Source organism: Hydrogenophaga sp. (assembly GCF_018780385.1).
GTDB lineage: Bacteria > Pseudomonadota > Gammaproteobacteria > Burkholderiales > Burkholderiaceae_C > Hydrogenophaga.
The window spans coordinates 92,036-108,483 of sequence record NZ_JADMJO010000004.1 but is presented as its reverse complement, the minus strand read 5'-3'; the positions used below and the strand labels follow the sequence as shown (position 1 = coordinate 108,483).

At 63.8% G+C, this 16,448-nt stretch carries 16 protein-coding genes; 10 read left to right on the top strand and 6 right to left on the bottom strand.

The features are described from left to right. Positions 1–8: 8 nt before the first annotated feature. On the top strand, positions 9–602 hold the full coding sequence (purN, locus tag IV113_RS04800) for a phosphoribosylglycinamide formyltransferase (protein WP_291081398.1): 594 nt from the start codon (positions 9–11) through the stop codon (positions 600–602). 8 nt (positions 603–610) lie between these two features. On the opposite strand, the gene IV113_RS04795 is transcribed toward purN, so the two are convergent. The 3 genes from IV113_RS04795 to IV113_RS04785 form a co-directional block, all read right to left on the bottom strand. Further along, complete coding sequence (locus IV113_RS04795) at positions 611–1,225, bottom strand: LysE family translocator (RefSeq protein WP_291081396.1); 615 nt, start codon at positions 1,223–1,225, stop codon at positions 611–613. An 86-nt stretch (positions 1,226–1,311) separates the two neighbouring features. Next, positions 1,312–2,136, bottom strand: coding sequence for an AraC family transcriptional regulator (locus IV113_RS04790; protein WP_291081394.1), 825 nt, complete (start codon positions 2,134–2,136; stop codon positions 1,312–1,314). Next, the gene (locus IV113_RS04785) at positions 2,133–3,752 is read right to left on the bottom strand and encodes a peptide chain release factor 3 (protein ID WP_291081392.1); all 1,620 of its coding nucleotides are present in this window, start codon (positions 3,750–3,752) and stop codon (positions 2,133–2,135) included. Before IV113_RS04785 ends, IV113_RS04790 begins: the two co-directional genes overlap by 4 nt. A 34-nt stretch (positions 3,753–3,786) precedes the next feature. Between IV113_RS04785 and IV113_RS04780 the strand changes: the two genes are divergently transcribed. Then, complete coding sequence (locus IV113_RS04780) at positions 3,787–5,055, top strand: RsmB/NOP family class I SAM-dependent RNA methyltransferase (RefSeq protein ID WP_291081390.1); 1,269 nt, start codon at positions 3,787–3,789, stop codon at positions 5,053–5,055. 166 nt (positions 5,056–5,221) lie between these two features. After that, positions 5,222–6,448 carry a fatty acid desaturase gene (locus tag IV113_RS04775; protein ID WP_291081388.1) on the top strand — a complete coding sequence of 409 codons (1,227 nt, stop codon included), beginning with the start codon at positions 5,222–5,224 and terminating at the stop codon, positions 6,446–6,448. 153 nt (positions 6,449–6,601) lie between these two features. On the opposite strand, the gene rpmG is transcribed toward IV113_RS04775, so the two are convergent. The 3 genes from rpmG to trxB all read right to left on the bottom strand — a co-directional run bounded on the left by rpmG (position 6,602) and on the right by trxB (position 8,158). Beyond that, entirely contained in the window at positions 6,602–6,772 is a 171-nt protein-coding gene (rpmG, locus tag IV113_RS04770; protein WP_056269543.1) for a 50S ribosomal protein L33, read from the bottom strand. A gap of 12 nt (positions 6,773–6,784) precedes the next feature. After that, on the bottom strand, positions 6,785–7,018 hold the full coding sequence (rpmB, locus tag IV113_RS04765) for a 50S ribosomal protein L28 (RefSeq protein ID WP_066268082.1): 234 nt from the start codon (positions 7,016–7,018) through the stop codon (positions 6,785–6,787). A gap of 192 nt (positions 7,019–7,210) precedes the next feature. Next, complete coding sequence (gene trxB / locus IV113_RS04760; protein ID WP_291081382.1) at positions 7,211–8,158, bottom strand: thioredoxin-disulfide reductase; 948 nt, start codon at positions 8,156–8,158, stop codon at positions 7,211–7,213. Between the two features lie 153 nt (positions 8,159–8,311). Between trxB and IV113_RS04755 the strand changes: the two genes are divergently transcribed. The 7 genes from IV113_RS04755 to IV113_RS04725 all read left to right on the top strand — a co-directional run bounded on the left by IV113_RS04755 (position 8,312) and on the right by IV113_RS04725 (position 16,442). Next, entirely contained in the window at positions 8,312–8,986 is a 675-nt protein-coding gene (locus tag IV113_RS04755; protein WP_056269533.1) for a Crp/Fnr family transcriptional regulator, read from the top strand. Between the two features lie 80 nt (positions 8,987–9,066). Then, positions 9,067–11,415 (top strand): DNA translocase FtsK, encoded by a 2,349-nt coding sequence (locus tag IV113_RS04750; RefSeq protein WP_291081379.1) that lies wholly within the window; start codon positions 9,067–9,069, stop codon positions 11,413–11,415. Positions 11,416–11,459: 44 nt separating this feature from the next. Next, complete coding sequence (gene lolA / locus IV113_RS04745; RefSeq protein ID WP_291081526.1) at positions 11,460–12,095, top strand: outer membrane lipoprotein chaperone LolA; 636 nt, start codon at positions 11,460–11,462, stop codon at positions 12,093–12,095. Positions 12,096–12,100: 5 nt separating this feature from the next. Then, entirely contained in the window at positions 12,101–13,393 is a 1,293-nt protein-coding gene (locus tag IV113_RS04740; RefSeq protein WP_291081377.1) for a replication-associated recombination protein A, read from the top strand. Positions 13,394–13,625: 232 nt separating this feature from the next. Then, complete coding sequence (locus tag IV113_RS04735; protein ID WP_056269525.1) at positions 13,626–14,555, top strand: branched-chain amino acid ABC transporter permease; 930 nt, start codon at positions 13,626–13,628, stop codon at positions 14,553–14,555. A gap of 17 nt (positions 14,556–14,572) precedes the next feature. Then, complete coding sequence (locus IV113_RS04730; protein WP_291081374.1) at positions 14,573–15,658, top strand: ABC transporter ATP-binding protein; 1,086 nt, start codon at positions 14,573–14,575, stop codon at positions 15,656–15,658. 13 nt (positions 15,659–15,671) lie between these two features. Next, entirely contained in the window at positions 15,672–16,442 is a 771-nt protein-coding gene (locus IV113_RS04725; RefSeq protein WP_056269520.1) for an ABC transporter ATP-binding protein, read from the top strand. Positions 16,443–16,448: the final 6 nt, after the last annotated feature.

Here is a 16,448-nt window from a genome sequence, read left to right as displayed (position 1 = left end):
TCTCGGCCATGTCTGGCGTGAACAAAAACATCGTGATTCTGATCTCCGGGAGCGGCTCCAACATGGCAGCCATCGTCTCGGCAGCCCGCCAGCGGCGCTGGGCTGATCGCCTCGGTGCCCGGGTGGCGGCGGTCATCAGCAATAAAGCCAGTGCGCAGGGCCTGGTTTGGGCGCGCGAACAAGGCATCGAGGTGGTCGCTCTCGACCATAGCCGTTTCGGCAGCCGCGAGGCGTTCGACGGTGCCCTGATGGTCGACATCGACCGCTTTGAACCTGCGCTGGTGGTGCTGGCGGGCTTCATGCGCATTCTCACGCCGGGTTTCGTGCAGCACTACGAGGGTCGCCTCGTGAATATCCACCCCAGCCTGCTACCGGCCTTCACCGGCCTGAAGACACACCAGCGCGCGATCGAGATGGGTTGCCGCTTTGCCGGGGCCACGGTGCACCGGGTCACGGCTGAACTGGACCACGGCGAGATCCTCGACCAGGCCGTGGTGCCGGTGCTGCCGGGCGATACGGCCGAGGTGCTGGCCGCGCGGGTGCTGACGCAGGAGCATCTCATGTACCCCCGTGCTGTCGAGAAGTTGCTGGCCCGCACCTGACCGGTTGCTCAGTGCTCGCTCAGCGCCAATCTGGCGGCCATCAAGGCGAAGGCCGCTGCAAAACCCCGGCGCAGGTTGTCCTGAATGGCCGCGGACGCCATGACCCTCTGCCGAAACGCGTGGGCCAACGCGCCATACAGCACGAACACGCCCAGCGTCATGGCCATGAAGACCAGACTGAGCACACCGAAGCGCAGCATGGGCGCGTGATCCCCTGGGTCGATGAACTGGGGCAGGAAGGCCAGGAAAAACAGCGTCAGCTTGGGGTTGAGCAAGTTGAGCAGCACCGCCTTGCCGATCAAGGGCAGCGGTGCGAGACGCTGCGGCGGCTGGTCGACGTTGAAGCCGGTGCGGTCACGCCATGTGGCTACCGCGAGGTACATGAGGTAGATGACCCCGGCCACCTTCAGTGCTTGAAAAACCAGAGCGCCAGCGTTCATCGCCGCCGCCAGTCCCAGGGCGGTGGCTGCCATGTGCGGCACGATGCCCAGGGTGCAGCCGAGCGCTGCGTACGCGCTCGCCAGCCGTCCTTGGGACAAGCCGGTGGACACGGTGAAAAGAACACCTGCACCCGGGGTGACAACGACCACCGCCGATGTGAGGAGAAATTCAGGATCGACCAATTTGCACTCCAGTATGTCCAGGACATGCCGCGCATGGCGGGCCCTGGTGCGTATCCTGAAGTTCCCGAAGCGCCGTGTCTTGTACGTTATTGCGGCTTGTTCAGCTGCGCGCGTTGCCACAGCCCCGGGGTGAAGCCGTAGCACCGCGTGAAATGGCGGTGCAGGTGGCTCTGGTCGGCGAACCCGCAGGCGGTTGCGGTTTCGGCCAGTGAGGTGCCGGTCGCGATCAGGGCGCTGGCCTGGCGCAGGCGCTGCTGCTGCAGCCATGCAAATGGGGGCAGACCATGGTCGATGGAAAACTGTCGCACCAGCTGGTAGCGCGAAAGTCCGACCAGCCGGGCAAGTTGATCCAGGCTCGGGGGTGCATCCATCTGGTCCAGCAGGCAGTCCCGCACCGGGTCCAGGCAAGCCCTTGGCGCCCTGTCCGCTTTGCGGTTGCTGTGCTGCTGCATGAGCAAACCGCAGGCCTGGGTGAGGGACTCCTCCCACAGAGCCCGGGCGTTCGCCGAATCGTCGACGGTTCGAAGCGCCTCCCACCGGCCGAAGACGCGGTCGATGGCTGCCCCCAATCGACGGTCTTCCAGCACCGGGCGGGTGAACTCCCGCTCATCAAGCTCGGTCAGGCGCGCCATGGCAGCGGGCGCGATGTGCACCATGCGCCAGCGCCGTGACGCGCCATTCAGCGGTGTGCCGTCGTGCACTTCGCCTGGGTTGGATGTGACAAGGTTGCCAGGCATCGCTTCTACCGGTCCGCGTCCACTCGCCGACCGGTGTCCACCCTCGTCCATCACACCAAAGCCGTAGCTGTCGTGCCAGTGTTTACCGAAAGGTCTGTCACTGTTCAAGATTTCAGCATGAACACCTGCCAGTGGCCCCAGCCACAGCTCGACCTGGTGGACGGGCGCGTTCACATGGATTTCTGGAAAACAAGTCCCGCGTGTTCCCGCATCGCATGGAACTTGATCTTCGGCCAGTTGGCCTCCACCGCGCGCAACGTGGCCGAGTGATCGACCAGCAACGTGGGCGCGTCCACCGCATCCAGAGCAACACGGTGGCTGTTGGCGTCGATGAATCGCTTGAGTTCGTTCTCGCCGCCGTCCTCGGGCGCGCAGGTCACCCAGCGTGCCACCTGGTAGGGGCTGTTCATGATGCGGGCCTTCACGCCGTACTCGTGCTCCAGCCGGTGCGCCACCACCTCGAACTGCAGCTGACCCACGGCGCCGAGCAGCAGCACCGAGCCGGCCACCGGGCGGAACACCTGGATCGCGCCCTCTTCGCCGAGCTGCGTCAGGCCCGAGCGCAGCTGCTTGCTGCGCAGCGGGTCGGCCACTTCCACGCTGCGGATGATTTCCGGCGCGAAGAAGGGCAGGCCGGTGAACTGCAGGCTCTCGCCCTCGGTGAGCGTGTCACCCAGTTGCAGCACTCCGTGGTTCGGGATGCCGATGATGTCGCCGGCAAAAGCCTCGTCGAGCAGTTCGCGCCGCTGCGACAGGAAGCTCACCACCGTGTTGGGTCGCAGGTCCTTGCCCGAGCGCACCACCTTGAGCTTCATGCCGCGCTCGAAATGACCACTGGCCACGCGCACGAAGGCGATGCGGTCGCGGTGCGCCGGGTCCATGTTGGCCTGGATCTTGAACACCACGCCGCTGAACTTGGGCTCGTCGGGGCGCACCGTGCGCTGGATCGCCGGGCGGTCGCCGGGCGGCGGCGCCAGATCCACCAGCGCATCGAGCACCTCACGCACGCCGAAGTTGTTGACCGCCGAGCCGAACAGCATGGGCGTTTGTTTGCCGGCGAGGAATTGCGCTTCGTCGAAGGCCGGTGAAGCGCCGGCCACCAGTTCCAGCTCGTCGCGCGCCTGCTCGAATTCCGAGCCGAAGCGTTTCACGCTCTCGGGGTTGTTCAGACCGACCAGCACGTCCTCGTCGCCGCCGCGGCGGTCTTCACCGGCCGCGAACACACGCATCTGGTCGGTGCGGCGGTCGAACACGCCGCGGAAGGTCTTGCCCATGCCAACCGGCCAGGTGAAGGGCACCACCGTCATGCCCAGCTCGCGCTCGATCTCGTCCATCAGGTCCAGCGGCGCCTGCACCTCGCGGTCCATCTTGTTCACGAAGGTCAGGATGGGTGTGTTGCGTGCGCGGCAGACCTGCAGCAGGCGGCGCGTCTGCGGCTCCACGCCGTTGCCGGCGTCGATCACCATCAGCGCGGCGTCCACGGCGGTGAGCACGCGGTAGGTGTCTTCCGAGAAGTCCTGGTGGCCCGGGGTGTCCAGCAGGTTGATCACGCAGTCGCGGTATTCCATCTGCATCACCGAGGAGGCGACCGAAATGCCGCGCTGCTTTTCGATCTCCATCCAGTCGCTGGTGGCGTGGCGCGCGGCCTTGCGCGCCTTCACGCTGCCGGCAATGTTGATCGCGCCGGAAAACAGCAGCAGCTTCTCGGTGAGGGTGGTCTTACCGGCGTCGGGGTGGGAAATGATGGCGAAGGTGCGGCGGCGACGCACCTGTTGGGAAAGTTCGGACATAGCCCAGGATTATCGACGGAGGACAATACGGGCTATGCATCCAAAAGCCCTCCTGGACGAATGCGCCAGCCTGATCGAACAAGTCTTCAAGTTCGAACACCCCACCGACGCCGTCGTCGCCCGCCATTTCCGCGAGAACCGATCGCTGGGGTCTCGCGAGCGCGCCACCCTGTCCGACACCGTCTACGCCATCCTTCGTGAGCGCCTGAAACTCGAATGGCTTGCTCGCTCGGGCAGTGGCTCCAAGTGGCGCCGGCTGGCGATCCTGGCCTTTCCCGGTGACCGCGATTTCATCAAGAGTGCGCTGACCGAGCCCGAAAAAACCTGGCTGGACCACTGCGATGCCGTGACCGACGCCGACCTGATGGCGCCGCACCGCCACAACCTGCCCGAGTGGTTGGCCACTGCCCTGCGCGAGCAGGTGGGCAACGAGTTCGATGAGCTGGTGGCCAGCCTCAACCAGCCCGCGCCGCTGGACCTGCGGGTGAACCTGCTCAAGGCCAAGCGCGAAGCGGTGCTGGCCTCGCTGCAAAAGCTCGGTTTGACAGGCGTTGCCACGCCCTATTCGCCGCTGGGCATCCGCCTGCAGGGCAAACCGTCACTGGCCAAGCTGCCCGCGTTCACCGAGGGCGAGGTCGAAGTACAGGATGAAGGCTCGCAATTGCTCGCCCTGTTGCTGGACGCCAAACGCGGCGAAATGGTGGTGGACTTCTGCGCCGGCGCTGGGGGCAAGACGCTCGCCATCGGTGCCGCCATGCGCAACAGCGGCCGGCTCTACGCGTTCGACACCTCCGGCCACCGCCTCGACGCGCTCAAACCGCGCCTGGCACGCAGTGGCCTGTCCAACGTGCATCCAGTGGCGATTGCACACGAGCGCGACGACCGCATCAAACGCCTCGCAGGCAAGATTGACCGGGTGCTGGTCGATGCGCCGTGCTCGGGTCTGGGCACGCTGCGGCGCAGCCCCGACCTGAAGTGGCGCCAGAACCCCCAGACCGTGGCGGCCCAGGCTGAACTGCAAGTTGCCATCCTCAACAGCGCGGCCCGCCTGCTCAAGCCGGGTGGGCGCCTGGTGTATGCCACCTGCAGCTTGCTGAAGCAGGAAAACGAGGAGGTCTGCGCGGCGTTCGAGGCGGCCCATGCCGAATTCGAAGTGGTGCCCGCGGCTGGTTTGCTGGACACCGCTCAAGTCCAGAACGCGGCATCCTTGTGTCAAGGTGACGAAGGGCGTTGGTTGCGCTTGTGGCCGCATCGGCACGCAACGGATGGCTTTTTTGCAGCCGTCTGGCGGAAAAAGCCTTGAAAAGCAGCCAATTCACTTGATCTGGAGCAGTAGTTTCCACATTCGAGGCTTGATATGGGTTGGTGATTGTCACCCCCGCCCTTAAAATCGTGGGCGTTACTGCTCCGGGTGCCCTGGAGCCCACTCGGTATCCATCCGCTCCCATGGGCGGTCTATTGGGAAATCAATGTCTTCTTCCGACTTCGGCATCTTCTCGTCCATCTGGGACGGCCTCATTCAGTTCCTCGCACATGGCGTGATCGGTGCGACCTGGTGGCAAACCATGATCGTGGCTCTGGTGTTTACCCACATCACCATCGCCAGCGTCACCATCTATCTGCACCGCCACCAAGCGCACCGCTCGCTGGACCTGCACCCGATCGCTTCGCACTTTTTCCGCTTCTGGCTCTGGATGACCACCGGCATGGTCACCAAGGAATGGACTGCCATTCACCGCAAACACCACGCCAAGTGCGAACACGAAGGTGACCCGCACAGCCCGGTGGTGTTCGGCATCAAGAAAGTGTTCTTTGAAGGCAGCGAGCTGTATCGCGCCGAGGCCAAGAACCAGGAAACCCTGGACCGCTACGGCCACAACACCCCCAACGACTGGATCGAGCGCGTGGTCTACACCGGCCGCTCACGCCTGGGTGTGAGTCTTATGCTCATCCTGAACGTTGCACTGTTCGGCGTGCTGGGCGTGACTGTCTGGGCCATCCAGATGATCTGGATCCCGATCACGGCCGCCGGCATCATCAACGGCATCGGTCACTGGTGGGGCTACCGCAACTTCGAAGCGACCGACGCCAGCACCAACGTGTCGCCCTGGGGCATCATCATTGGCGGTGAAGAACTCCACAACAACCACCACACTTACCCCACGTCGGCCAAGCTGTCAGTCAAGCCCTACGAGTTCGACATCGGCTGGATGTACATCAGCATGCTGCGTTCGGTAGGTCTGGCCTCGGTCAAGAAGCTGCCTCCCAAGATGGCGTTTGGCGATGTCAAGCCCGTGGCGGACGAGAAGACCCTGGAGGCGATCATCGCCAACCGCTACGAAGTGATGGCCGGTTACGCTCGCGAAATGCGCGCGGCTTGCAAGCGCGAGATCGAAGCGCTGCAACATCGCCGCGGTGACGCGACCGTGTTGCAATCCGCCCGCCAGTGGCTGCACCGCGACGAAGACAAGGTGCCGGCCAACGTCAAGCCTCAGCTGGCCCAGGTCCGCGCCGAGCACCCGGTGCTCGACAAGATGGTCACCATGCGTGAAGAGCTGCGCGCCTTGTGGTCCAGCACCACCGCCACCCGCGAGCAACTGGCCACTGACCTGCAGGCCTGGTGCCGCCGTGCGGAAGAAAGCGGCATCGCTGCCTTGCGCGATTTCTCCATCCGCCTTCGCTCGGCCCACGCCTGAGATACGCTCCCCCCGCGCCGCGCCTGCGGCGCGTCGCCCCCTCAAGGGGGGCGTCATCTGCGGCCCCGCAATGGCGGCTCCGCGATGACCTTGGTGAACGACCACAAAAAAGCCCGCTGTTTTCACAGCGGGCTTTTTGTTGAAATCGCTCGATTACTTGAGCTTGATTTCTTTGTAGTCCACATGCTTGCGAGCTTTGGGATCAAATTTCTTGATCAGCATCTTCTCGGGCGTGGTCTTCTTGTTTTTGGTGGTGGTGTAGAAGTGGCCGGTTCCAGCGGTGGATTCCAGCTTGATCTTCTCGCGTGCGCCTTTGGTTGCCATGTTCGGTTCTCCTTAAGCTTGACCGCGTGCGCGCAGGTCGGCGAGCACGGCGTCAATGCCGTTTTTGTCGATCAGGCGCAAGGCGGCACCGGAGACGCGCAGACGCACCCAGCGGTTTTCGCTCTCGACCCAGAAACGGCGGTATTGCAGGTTCGGCAGGAACCGGCGCTTGGTTTTGTTGTTGGCGTGGGAAACATTGTTCCCGACCATGGGCTTCTTGCCCGTGACTTCGCAGACGCGTGCCATGAGGACACTCCGATCATTCAAACAGCTGCTGGCCACGACCGGAAGACATTCCGTGTCTGGCCCCTGCAGCCTCACCTCGCCAGGAAAGGGTGGCGGTAACCCGAATCTGCTTTGGTCCCGGACGAACCGGTCAATCTCAGCAAAGCCCGCGATTATAGCCAATTGGCAATCTGGCGGGGAATGCGTACGCGCTCAGGAGGCGTTCTGTTCCAGAAAGCGCTGGGCGTCCAGCGCGGCCATGCAGCCCGTACCCGCGCTGGTGATGGCCTGGCGGTACACGTGGTCCTGCACGTCGCCGGCGGCAAACACGCCCGGCACGCTGGTCATGGTGGCCATGCCCTGCAGACCCGAGCGGGTGGTGATGTAGCCGTCCTTCATGTCGAGCTGGCCCTGGAAGATGTCGGTGTTGGGCTGGTGGCCGATGGCGATGAAGCAGCCCTTCAATGTCAAGTCCTCGGTGGCACCCGTCTTCACGCTCTTGAGGCGCACGCCGGTCACACCGGTCTTGTCGCCCAGCACTTCGTCGAGCGTGCTGTGCAGCTTGAGTTCGATCTTGCCGGTGGCGACCTTGTCCATCAATTTGTCGATCAGAATGGCTTCGGCCTTGAAGGTGTCGCGGCGGTGCACGAGCGTGACCTTGCTGGCAATGTTGGACAGGTACAGCGCTTCTTCCACAGCGGTGTTGCCGCCACCGACCACGCTGACTTCCTCTCCGCGGTAGAAGAAGCCGTCGCAGGTGGCGCAGCCCGACACGCCCCTGCCCATGAAGGCTTCTTCGGATGGCAGGCCGAGGTATTTGGCCGAGGCGCCAGTGGCGATGATGAGTGCGTCGCAGCTGTACTCACCGCTGTCGCCTTTGAGCACGAAGGGGCGCTTGCTGAAGTCGACGGCGTTGATGTGGTCGAAGATGATTTCGGTCTTGAAGCGCTCCGCATGTGCCAGGAAACGCTGCATGAGGTCGGGCCCCTGCACGCCTTCGGCATCGGCCGGCCAGTTGTCCACATCGGTCGTGGTCATGAGCTGGCCGCCTTGCGCAATGCCGGTGATGAGCACAGGGTTGAGGTTGGCGCGAGCCGCGTAGACGGCGGCGCTGTAGCCGGCCGGTCCGGAGCCGAGGATCAGTACTTTGGCGTGTTTCATGGTGCAAGTCCCCATCGCATTCAGGGGCAAGTGGTTTAGAGTCGGCGGTTATATTGGTGCGTCAGGTCAGAAGCCTGCGGTGCAGGGGGCCTTGACTTCAGGTCATTGTATGAAACGGCGCTGCAAGCGCTTCCCAGAACAAGGAATACACGCATGTCTCTCCTGTCTAATCTCGATCTGATCCGCCGGGTTCCCTTGTTTTCCACCCTGACCCAGGCCCAGGCCGAGTCCGTGGCCGACTCGGTGATCAAGCGGCGCTTCAAGCGCGGAGAGTGCATCGTCGAGCAGGGAAAAAAGTCCAATTGCCTGGCCATCGTGTTGACCGGGCGGGCTCGTGTGGTTACCACCGACACACGCGGGCGGGAGGTGATCCTGGCCACCATGAACCCCGGCGACTACGTGGGTGAGATGAGCCTGATCGACAACCAGCCGCATTCGGCCACGGTGAAGGCCGAGGTGCAGACCGATGTGCTGATCCTGGGTCGTGCCGAATTCGCCCGCTGCCTTCCCGAGAACAGTTCCATGGCCTACGCGGTCATGAAGGGCCTGGTGCAGCGCTTGCGCCACGCCGACCGCAAGATCGAATCGCTCGCACTGATGGATGTGTACGGCCGGGTGGCGCGCGCGCTGTTGGAGTTTGCCCAGCCCGACAAGGACGGCCAGCTCACGATCAAGGACCGGGTGTCGCGCCAGGACGTGGCCAAGATGATCGGCGCCTCGCGTGAGATGGTCAGCCGCGTGATGAAAGATCTCGAAGACCGGGGCTTCATCGAGATGGCCGAGGACGGCAGCACCGTCATCAAGGAACGGCTGAATTCCCTCGGTTGAACCCGGCGGCCGCCTTCGGGCGGTCGGGGCTACCGGGCATGGGCTTGGGGTAAGCTAGCTGCTGGACATTTGAACAGCCCATGACCTACTCACTGAACACCCTCAACGCCGACCGTGCGGGCCAGCCGCAGGTCGGCGTTTCCCGTTTTGCCCAGGAAATCGGTTTGGTGCTGGGTGCGGCTGCGCTGGCCTTCTGGCTGCTGGCCTTGCTGAGCCACTCGCTGGCCGACCCGGCCTGGAGCACCACCGGCACTGCCACCGAGGTGGGCAATTGGGGTGGCCGGTTGGGCGCGCTGTTGTCTGACTGGAGTTACTACCTGTTCGGCTTCTCGGTCTGGTGGTGTTTTCTGGTCGGTGTGAGGGCCTGGTTGTCCGCCCTGGCGGGTTGGATTCGCGGCACACGGGATGAAGGCAATGATGGACAGGATCCACGCATCTGGCGCCGCCCTTGGGCGCGCCGCAGCCTGTTCTGGCTGGCGCTCGTGACCCTGATGGCTGCCAGCACCGTGCTGGAATGGAGCCGCCTGTACCGTCTTGAAGCACTGTTGCCGGGCCATGCGGGCGGTGTGCTCGGCCATGGCCTCGGCGCGTTTTCCATGCGCTGGCTGGGGTTCACCGGCGCGGCGCTGACCATGCTGGCGCTGCTGCTGGTGTGCCTGCCCCGTGTGTTCCGTTTTTCCTGGGGCCACTGGGCGGAGGAGGTCGGGCACACGCTGGACGGCTGGTTCGAGGCCCGCCGCGAGAAACGCGAAGCGGTAGAAGACCAGCGCATCGGTGAGAAGGCGGCGCGCGAACGCGAAGAGGTGGTGAAGGTCGAACGGGTGGAGATCGAAGAGCACCACCCCACGCCGGTGGTGATCGAACCCACGCTGGTCGATGTGCCCAAGAGCGAGCGCGTGGCCAAGGAGCGCCAGAAACCGCTGTTCACCGAACTGCCCGACAGCAAGCTGCCGCAGGTGGACCTGCTTGACAGCGCGCCGGTGCACCAGGCGGGCGTGGACAGCCAGACGCTGGAGATGACCAGCCGCCTGATCGAGAAGAAACTCAAGGATTTTGGCGTCGACGTGCGCGTTGTTGCCGCTGCGCCTGGCCCCGTGATCACGCGGTACGAGATCGAGCCCGCCACCGGTGTGAAGGGTTCGCAGATCGTCAACCTCGGGCGCGACCTGGCGCGTTCGCTTTCGCTGGTCTCCATCCGTGTGATCGAGACCATCCCGGGCAAGAACCTGATGGCGCTGGAGTTGCCCAACGCCAAACGCCAGACCATCAAGCTCAGCGAGATCCTGGGATCGGCCGTCTACAACGACGCCAAGTCGATGCTGACCATGGGCCTGGGCAAGGACATCGGTGGCCAGCCCATCGTGGCCGACCTGGCCAAGATGCCCCACTGCCTGGTGGCCGGCACCACCGGTTCGGGCAAGTCGGTTGGCATCAACGCGATGATCCTGTCGCTGCTCTACAAGGCCGACGCGCGCGATGTGCGCCTGCTGCTGATCGATCCCAAGATGCTGGAGATGAGCGTCTACGAAGGCATCCCGCACCTGCTCGCGCCGGTGGTCACCGACATGAAGCACGCCGCCAACGGCCTGAACTGGTGCGTGGCCGAGATGGAGAAGCGCTACAAGCTGATGAGCAAGCTGGGCGTGCGCAACCTTGCGGGTTACAACGTGAAGATCGACGAGGCCGCAGCGCGCGGCGAGTTCATCGGCAACCCGTTCAGCCTCACGCCCGAGCAGCCCGAACCGCTGGAGCGCCTGCCTTACATCGTGGTGGTGATCGACGAACTGGCCGATCTCATGATGGTGGTGGGCAAGAAGATCGAGGAGCTCATCGCCCGCCTGGCGCAGAAAGCGCGCGCGGCCGGCATCCATTTGATTCTCGCCACGCAGCGCCCCAGCGTGGACGTGATCACCGGCCTGATCAAGGCCAACATCCCCACGCGCCTGTCGTTCCAGGTCAGCAGCAAGATCGACAGCCGCACCATCCTCGACCAGATGGGCGCGGAGAGTCTGCTCGGCATGGGTGACATGCTTTACATGCCGTCGGGTACAGGATTTCCGATCCGGGTGCATGGTGCGTTTGTGAGCGATGACGAAGTGCACCGCGTGGTGGCCTACCTCAAGGAACAGGGTGGCGAGCCCAACTACATCGACGGCGTGCTGGAAGGCGGCGTGGCCGATGGCGAGGGCGGTGATCTGTTTGGTGAAGGTGGCGGTGAGAGCAACGGTGAAAAAGATGCTCTCTACGACCAGGCGGTGGAGATCGTCATCAAGGACCGCAAGGCCAGCATTTCCTATGTGCAGCGCAAGCTCAAGATCGGCTACAACCGCGCCGCCCGCTTGCTCGAAGACATGGAAAACGCTGGCCTCGTGAGCGCCCTCACATCGAGCGGGCAGCGGGACATCCTGGTGCCGGCACGCGGAGAATGACGCCGGCTTGAACCCAGCCGGCCCAACCGGATCAGACCCCCATGATGAAAAAATTGATGATCGCCACTGCGCTGAGCCTTGCTGCCCTGGGCGCCTGGGCCGATGGCCTTCAGGACCTTGAGAAATTTCTGCGCGAGGTGGGCAGCGGCAGGTCCAGCTTCACCCAGGTGGTGACTTCGCCCAAACGCTCCACCGAGACCGTTGCACGCAGCAAGACCTCGACCGGCACGTTCGAGTTCTTGCGCCCCAACCGTTTCCGGTTCGAATACACCAAGCCGTTCGAGCAGACCATCGTGGCCGATGGCCAGACGCTCTGGCTCCACGACGTTGACTTGAACCAGGTGACCGCGCGCAGCCAGAAGGAGGTGCTGGGCAGCACGCCAGCGGCCTTGATTGCAGCGGGCACCGACCTAAAGGGCCTGTCGGACGCGTTTGATCTCAAACCCGCAGCGGCCAAGGACGGCCTGGAGTGGCTGGAAGCGAAGCCGAAGGACCGCAACGGGCAGTTGCAGATGGTGCGCGTGGGCTTCAAGCAAGGCCAGCTGTCGGTGCTCGACATCGAGGACAGCCTGGGTCAGCGTTCGGTTCTCACCTTCAACGACTGGCAGGCCAACGCGACATTGAAAGCGACCGACTTCAAGTTTCAGCCACCGGCAGGCGCGTCTGTCATGCGGCCCTGACGTCCGTGGCCGCCCCCAGCCCTCACGCGCCCCTGGCCGAGCGGCTTCGCCCACGCACCTTGGGCGAGGTCATCGGCCAGCAGCACATGCTGGGCGAGGGCATGGCGCTGCGCCTGGCCTTTGAGTCGGGTCAGCCGCACAGTTGCATCCTCTGGGGCCCGCCCGGTGTGGGCAAGACCACCATCGCGCGGCTCATGGCCGACGCGTTCGACGCGCAGTTCCTCACCATCAGCGCAGTGCTCGGCGGCGTGAAGGACATCCGCGAGGCGGTGGAACGGGCCGAGCTTGCGCGCAGCGGACTCACGGCCCAGCGCACCATCCTGTTTGTGGACGAAGTTCACCGCTTCAACAAGAGCCAGCAGGACGCCTTTTTGCCGCATGTGGAAAGCGGCCTGTTCACCTTCATCGGTGCCACCACCGAAAACCCCTCGTTCGAGGTCAACTCCGCCTTGCTGTCGCGTGCCGCGGTGTACGTGCTGCAGCCGCTGTCGGAAGACGACCTGAAGCAGATCGTTGCCAAGGCGCAGAGCATCGATGCGGTACCCGCCATCGAGTCCGCAGCAATCGACCGGCTGATTGCCTACGCCGATGGTGATGCCCGTCGCTTGCTCAACACGCTGGAAACGCTGGCTGTGGCAGCCGAGCGCGAAAAGCTCACCGTGATCACCGACGCCTGGCTGCTCAAGGTGCTGGGCGAGCGCATGCGCCGTTACGACAAGGGCGGTGAGCAGTTCTACGACACCATCAGCGCTTTGCACAAAAGCGTGCGAGGCTCCGACCCGGACGCGGCGCTGTACTGGTTCGTGCGCATGCTCGACGGCGGTGCCGACCCGCGCTACATGGCGCGGCGCTTCATCCGCATGGCCAGTGAAGACATCGGTCTGGCCGATCCACGCGCGCTGCGCCTGGCGCTGGACGCCGCCGAGGTTTACGAACGCCTGGGCACGCCCGAAGGTGAGCTCGCGTTGGCCGAGTGCGTGATCTATCTCGCCGTGGCGCCCAAGTCCAACGCGGTCTACAAGGCCTTCAACGCCGCCAAGGCTTTCGTGAAGAAAGACGGCACACGCCCAGTGCCCATGCATTTGCGCAACGCGCCCACCAAGCTCATGAAGGAGCTCGACTACGGCAAGGGCTACCGGTACGCGCACGATGAAGAAGGCGGTTTTGCCGCGGGTGAGAGCTACCTGCCTGAGGGCATGGCCGAGCCCGGCTTCTACCAACCGGTGGACCGGGGCCTGGAGCTGCGCATCGCCGATAAGCTGCGCGAGCTCAAAAATCGCAACAATCAAAATAACTAATGCGTTCCCATTCGCACTGATGCAAGCGAGGGTGCGCCACCCAAATATCGGGTAAACCCTTGTGCGCTAAGGGCATACACGCATGTGGCCCCCAAAAGCGCGTCATTACAATCCGTCCACCAACCCGCAGTCTGTCCTGTCTCAAGGTCATGTCTGGCGGGTTTTTTGCTAGGTTGAAACAGGCCGGCGCCACAAGCACCTCTCGGCCTGTCACACACACGGAGAATCTTTTATGGAAGTTTTGCTACAGCAGATCATCAACGGTCTGGTGCTGGGCAGCATGTATGCGCTCGTGGCCCTGGGGTACACCATGGTCTACGGCATCATCGGCTTGATCAACTTTGCACACGGCGACGTGCTGATGGTGGGGGCGCTGACCAGCTGGACCCTGATCGGCTGGATGAGGGAGGCCTCCCCCGATCTGCCGGGCTGGCTGGTGCTGCTGCTGGCCACGGTGATAGCGATGGTGGTCTGCGCCACGCTGAACTTCACGATCGAGAAGCTGGCCTACCGGCCGCTGCGCAACTCGAACCGATTGGCCCCCTTGATCACTGCCATCGGCATGTCGCTGCTCTTGCAGACCTTCGCCATGATCATCTGGAAGCCCAACCCCAAGTCCTATCCGAACATGCTGCCCACTGAGCCGGTGGAGTTCGCGGGCGCGGTGATCTCGATCACGCAGATCACCATCCTGGCCACCACCGCCATCACGCTCGCCTTCCTGATGTGGCTGGTCAACCGCACCAATCTGGGTCGCGCCATGCGCGCCACCGCCGAGAACCCGCGCGTGGCAGCGCTCATGGGCATCAAACCCGACGTGGTCATCTCTGCCACCTTCATCATCGGCGCCATGCTGGCCGCCATCGCCGGCATCATGTGGGCGTCCAACTACGGCACCGTGCAACACGCCATGGGCTTCATGCCCGGTCTCAAGGCCTTCGTGGCCGCGGTCATGGGCGGCATCGGCAACCTCGCCGGTGCGGTGGTCGGGGGCATTGCCCTGGGCCTGATCGAATCCCTGGGCGCAGGTTACCTCGGCAAGCTCACCGGGGGTGTGCTGGGCAGCCAGTACACCGACATCTTTGCCTTCATCGTGCTGGCCATCGTGCTCACGCTGCGTCCCTCGGGTCTGCTGGGTGAACGTGTGGCGGACCGAGCCTGACCGGTAGGAGAACTCACATGATGAACACCAAAACCGGCAAGCTGATCGTCTTCCTGATCGCGGGAGCGGCCCTGCTGCTGCTGCCCATCGTCCTGCAGGCCACCGGCAGCAACTCCTGGGTGCGCATTGTCGATATCGCGCTCATGTATGTGCTGCTGGCCCTGGGCCTGAACATCGTGGTGGGCTACGCCGGCCTGCTGGATCTGGGCTATATCGCGTTCTTCGCGGTCGGCGCCTACGTGTTTGCGTTGCTGGGTTCGCCCCACCTCGCCGATACCTTCCCCGCCATCAAGGCGATGTTCCCCAACGGCCTGCACTACAACATCTGGCTGGTGATGATCCTCGCGGCGGCGATCGCGGGCGTGGTCGGCGTGATCCTGGGTGCGCCCACGCTCAAGCTGCGCGGCGACTACCTGGCCATCATCACGCTGGGCTTCGGCGAGATCATCCGCATCTTCCTGCTCAACATGGACCGCCCGGTGAACATCACCAACGGGCCCAAGGGCATCAGCCAGATCGACACCATCTCGGTCTTCGGCCTTGATCTCGGCAAGCGCCTGACCATCGGTGACTACACCTTCCAGCCGGTCACGCTCTACTACTACCTGTTCCTCTTCTTCGTGATTCTGGCCATCATCATTTCGTACCGCCTGCAGGACTCGCGCATCGGCCGGGCCTGGATGGCGATCCGCGAAGACGAGATCGCTGCCAAGGCCATGGGCCTGAACACCCGCAACCTCAAGCTGCTGGCCTTCGGCATGGGCGCTTCTTTCGGTGGTGTGTCCGGCGTGTTGTTCGCGTCATTTCAACGCTTTGTCTCGCCCGAGTCGTTCTCGCTCATGGAGTCGGTGATGGTGGTGGCCATGGTGGTGCTGGGTGGCATCGGTCACATCCCCGGCGTGGTGCTCGGCGCCTTGCTGCTGGCCGGCCTGCCCGAGCTGCTGCGCCACGTGGCGCACCCGCTCACGGCCATGACCGACGGTCGCCTGGCGCCCGAGGTCCTGCGCCAGTTGCTGATCGCATTGGCCATGGTGGTCGTCATGCTGATACGACCCAAAGGCTTGTGGCCCTCGCCCGAGCATGGCAAGTCCTTGTCCAAGTGAGCGGAGAATCCAGATGACTGACACGATTCTCAAAGTAGCGAATGTTTCCAAGCGCTTCGGTGGCCTGCAGGCCCTGAGCGATGTGGGCATTGAAATCAAACGCGGCCAGGTCTACGGCCTGATCGGCCCCAACGGCGCCGGCAAGACGACTTTCTTCAACGTGCTGACCGGCCTGTATTCGCCCGACAGCGGCTCCTTCGAGCTCGCGGGCAAACCGTACACGCCCAGCGCGGTGCACGAAGTGGCCAAGGCCGGCATCGCCCGCACCTTCCAGAACATCCGCCTGTTCGCCGAAATGACGGCTCTGGAAAACGTGATGGTCGGGCGCCATGTGCGCACCCATTCGGGCCTGATCGGCGCCGTGTTCCGCACGCCCGGGTTCAAGCGTGAAGAGGCCGAGATCACGGCGCGCGCGCGCGAATTGCTGGCCTATGTGGGCATCGAAAAATTCGCCGACTACAAGTCACGCACGCTGAGCTACGGCGACCAGCGCCGGTTGGAAATCGCACGTGCCCTGGCCACCGACCCGCAGCTCATCGCGCTGGACGAGCCCGCCGCCGGCATGAACGCGACCGAAAAGATCCAGTTGCGCGAGCTGATCGACCGGATTCGCAAGGACGACCGCACCATCCTGCTGATCGAGCACGACGTGAAGCTGGTCATGGGCCTGTGTGACCGCGTGACCGTGCTCGACTACGGCAAACAGCTCTCGTCGGGCACGCCCGCCGATGTGCAACGCGACCCCAAGGTGATCGAGGCATACCTCGGCACCGGTGGCCACTGATCAAGG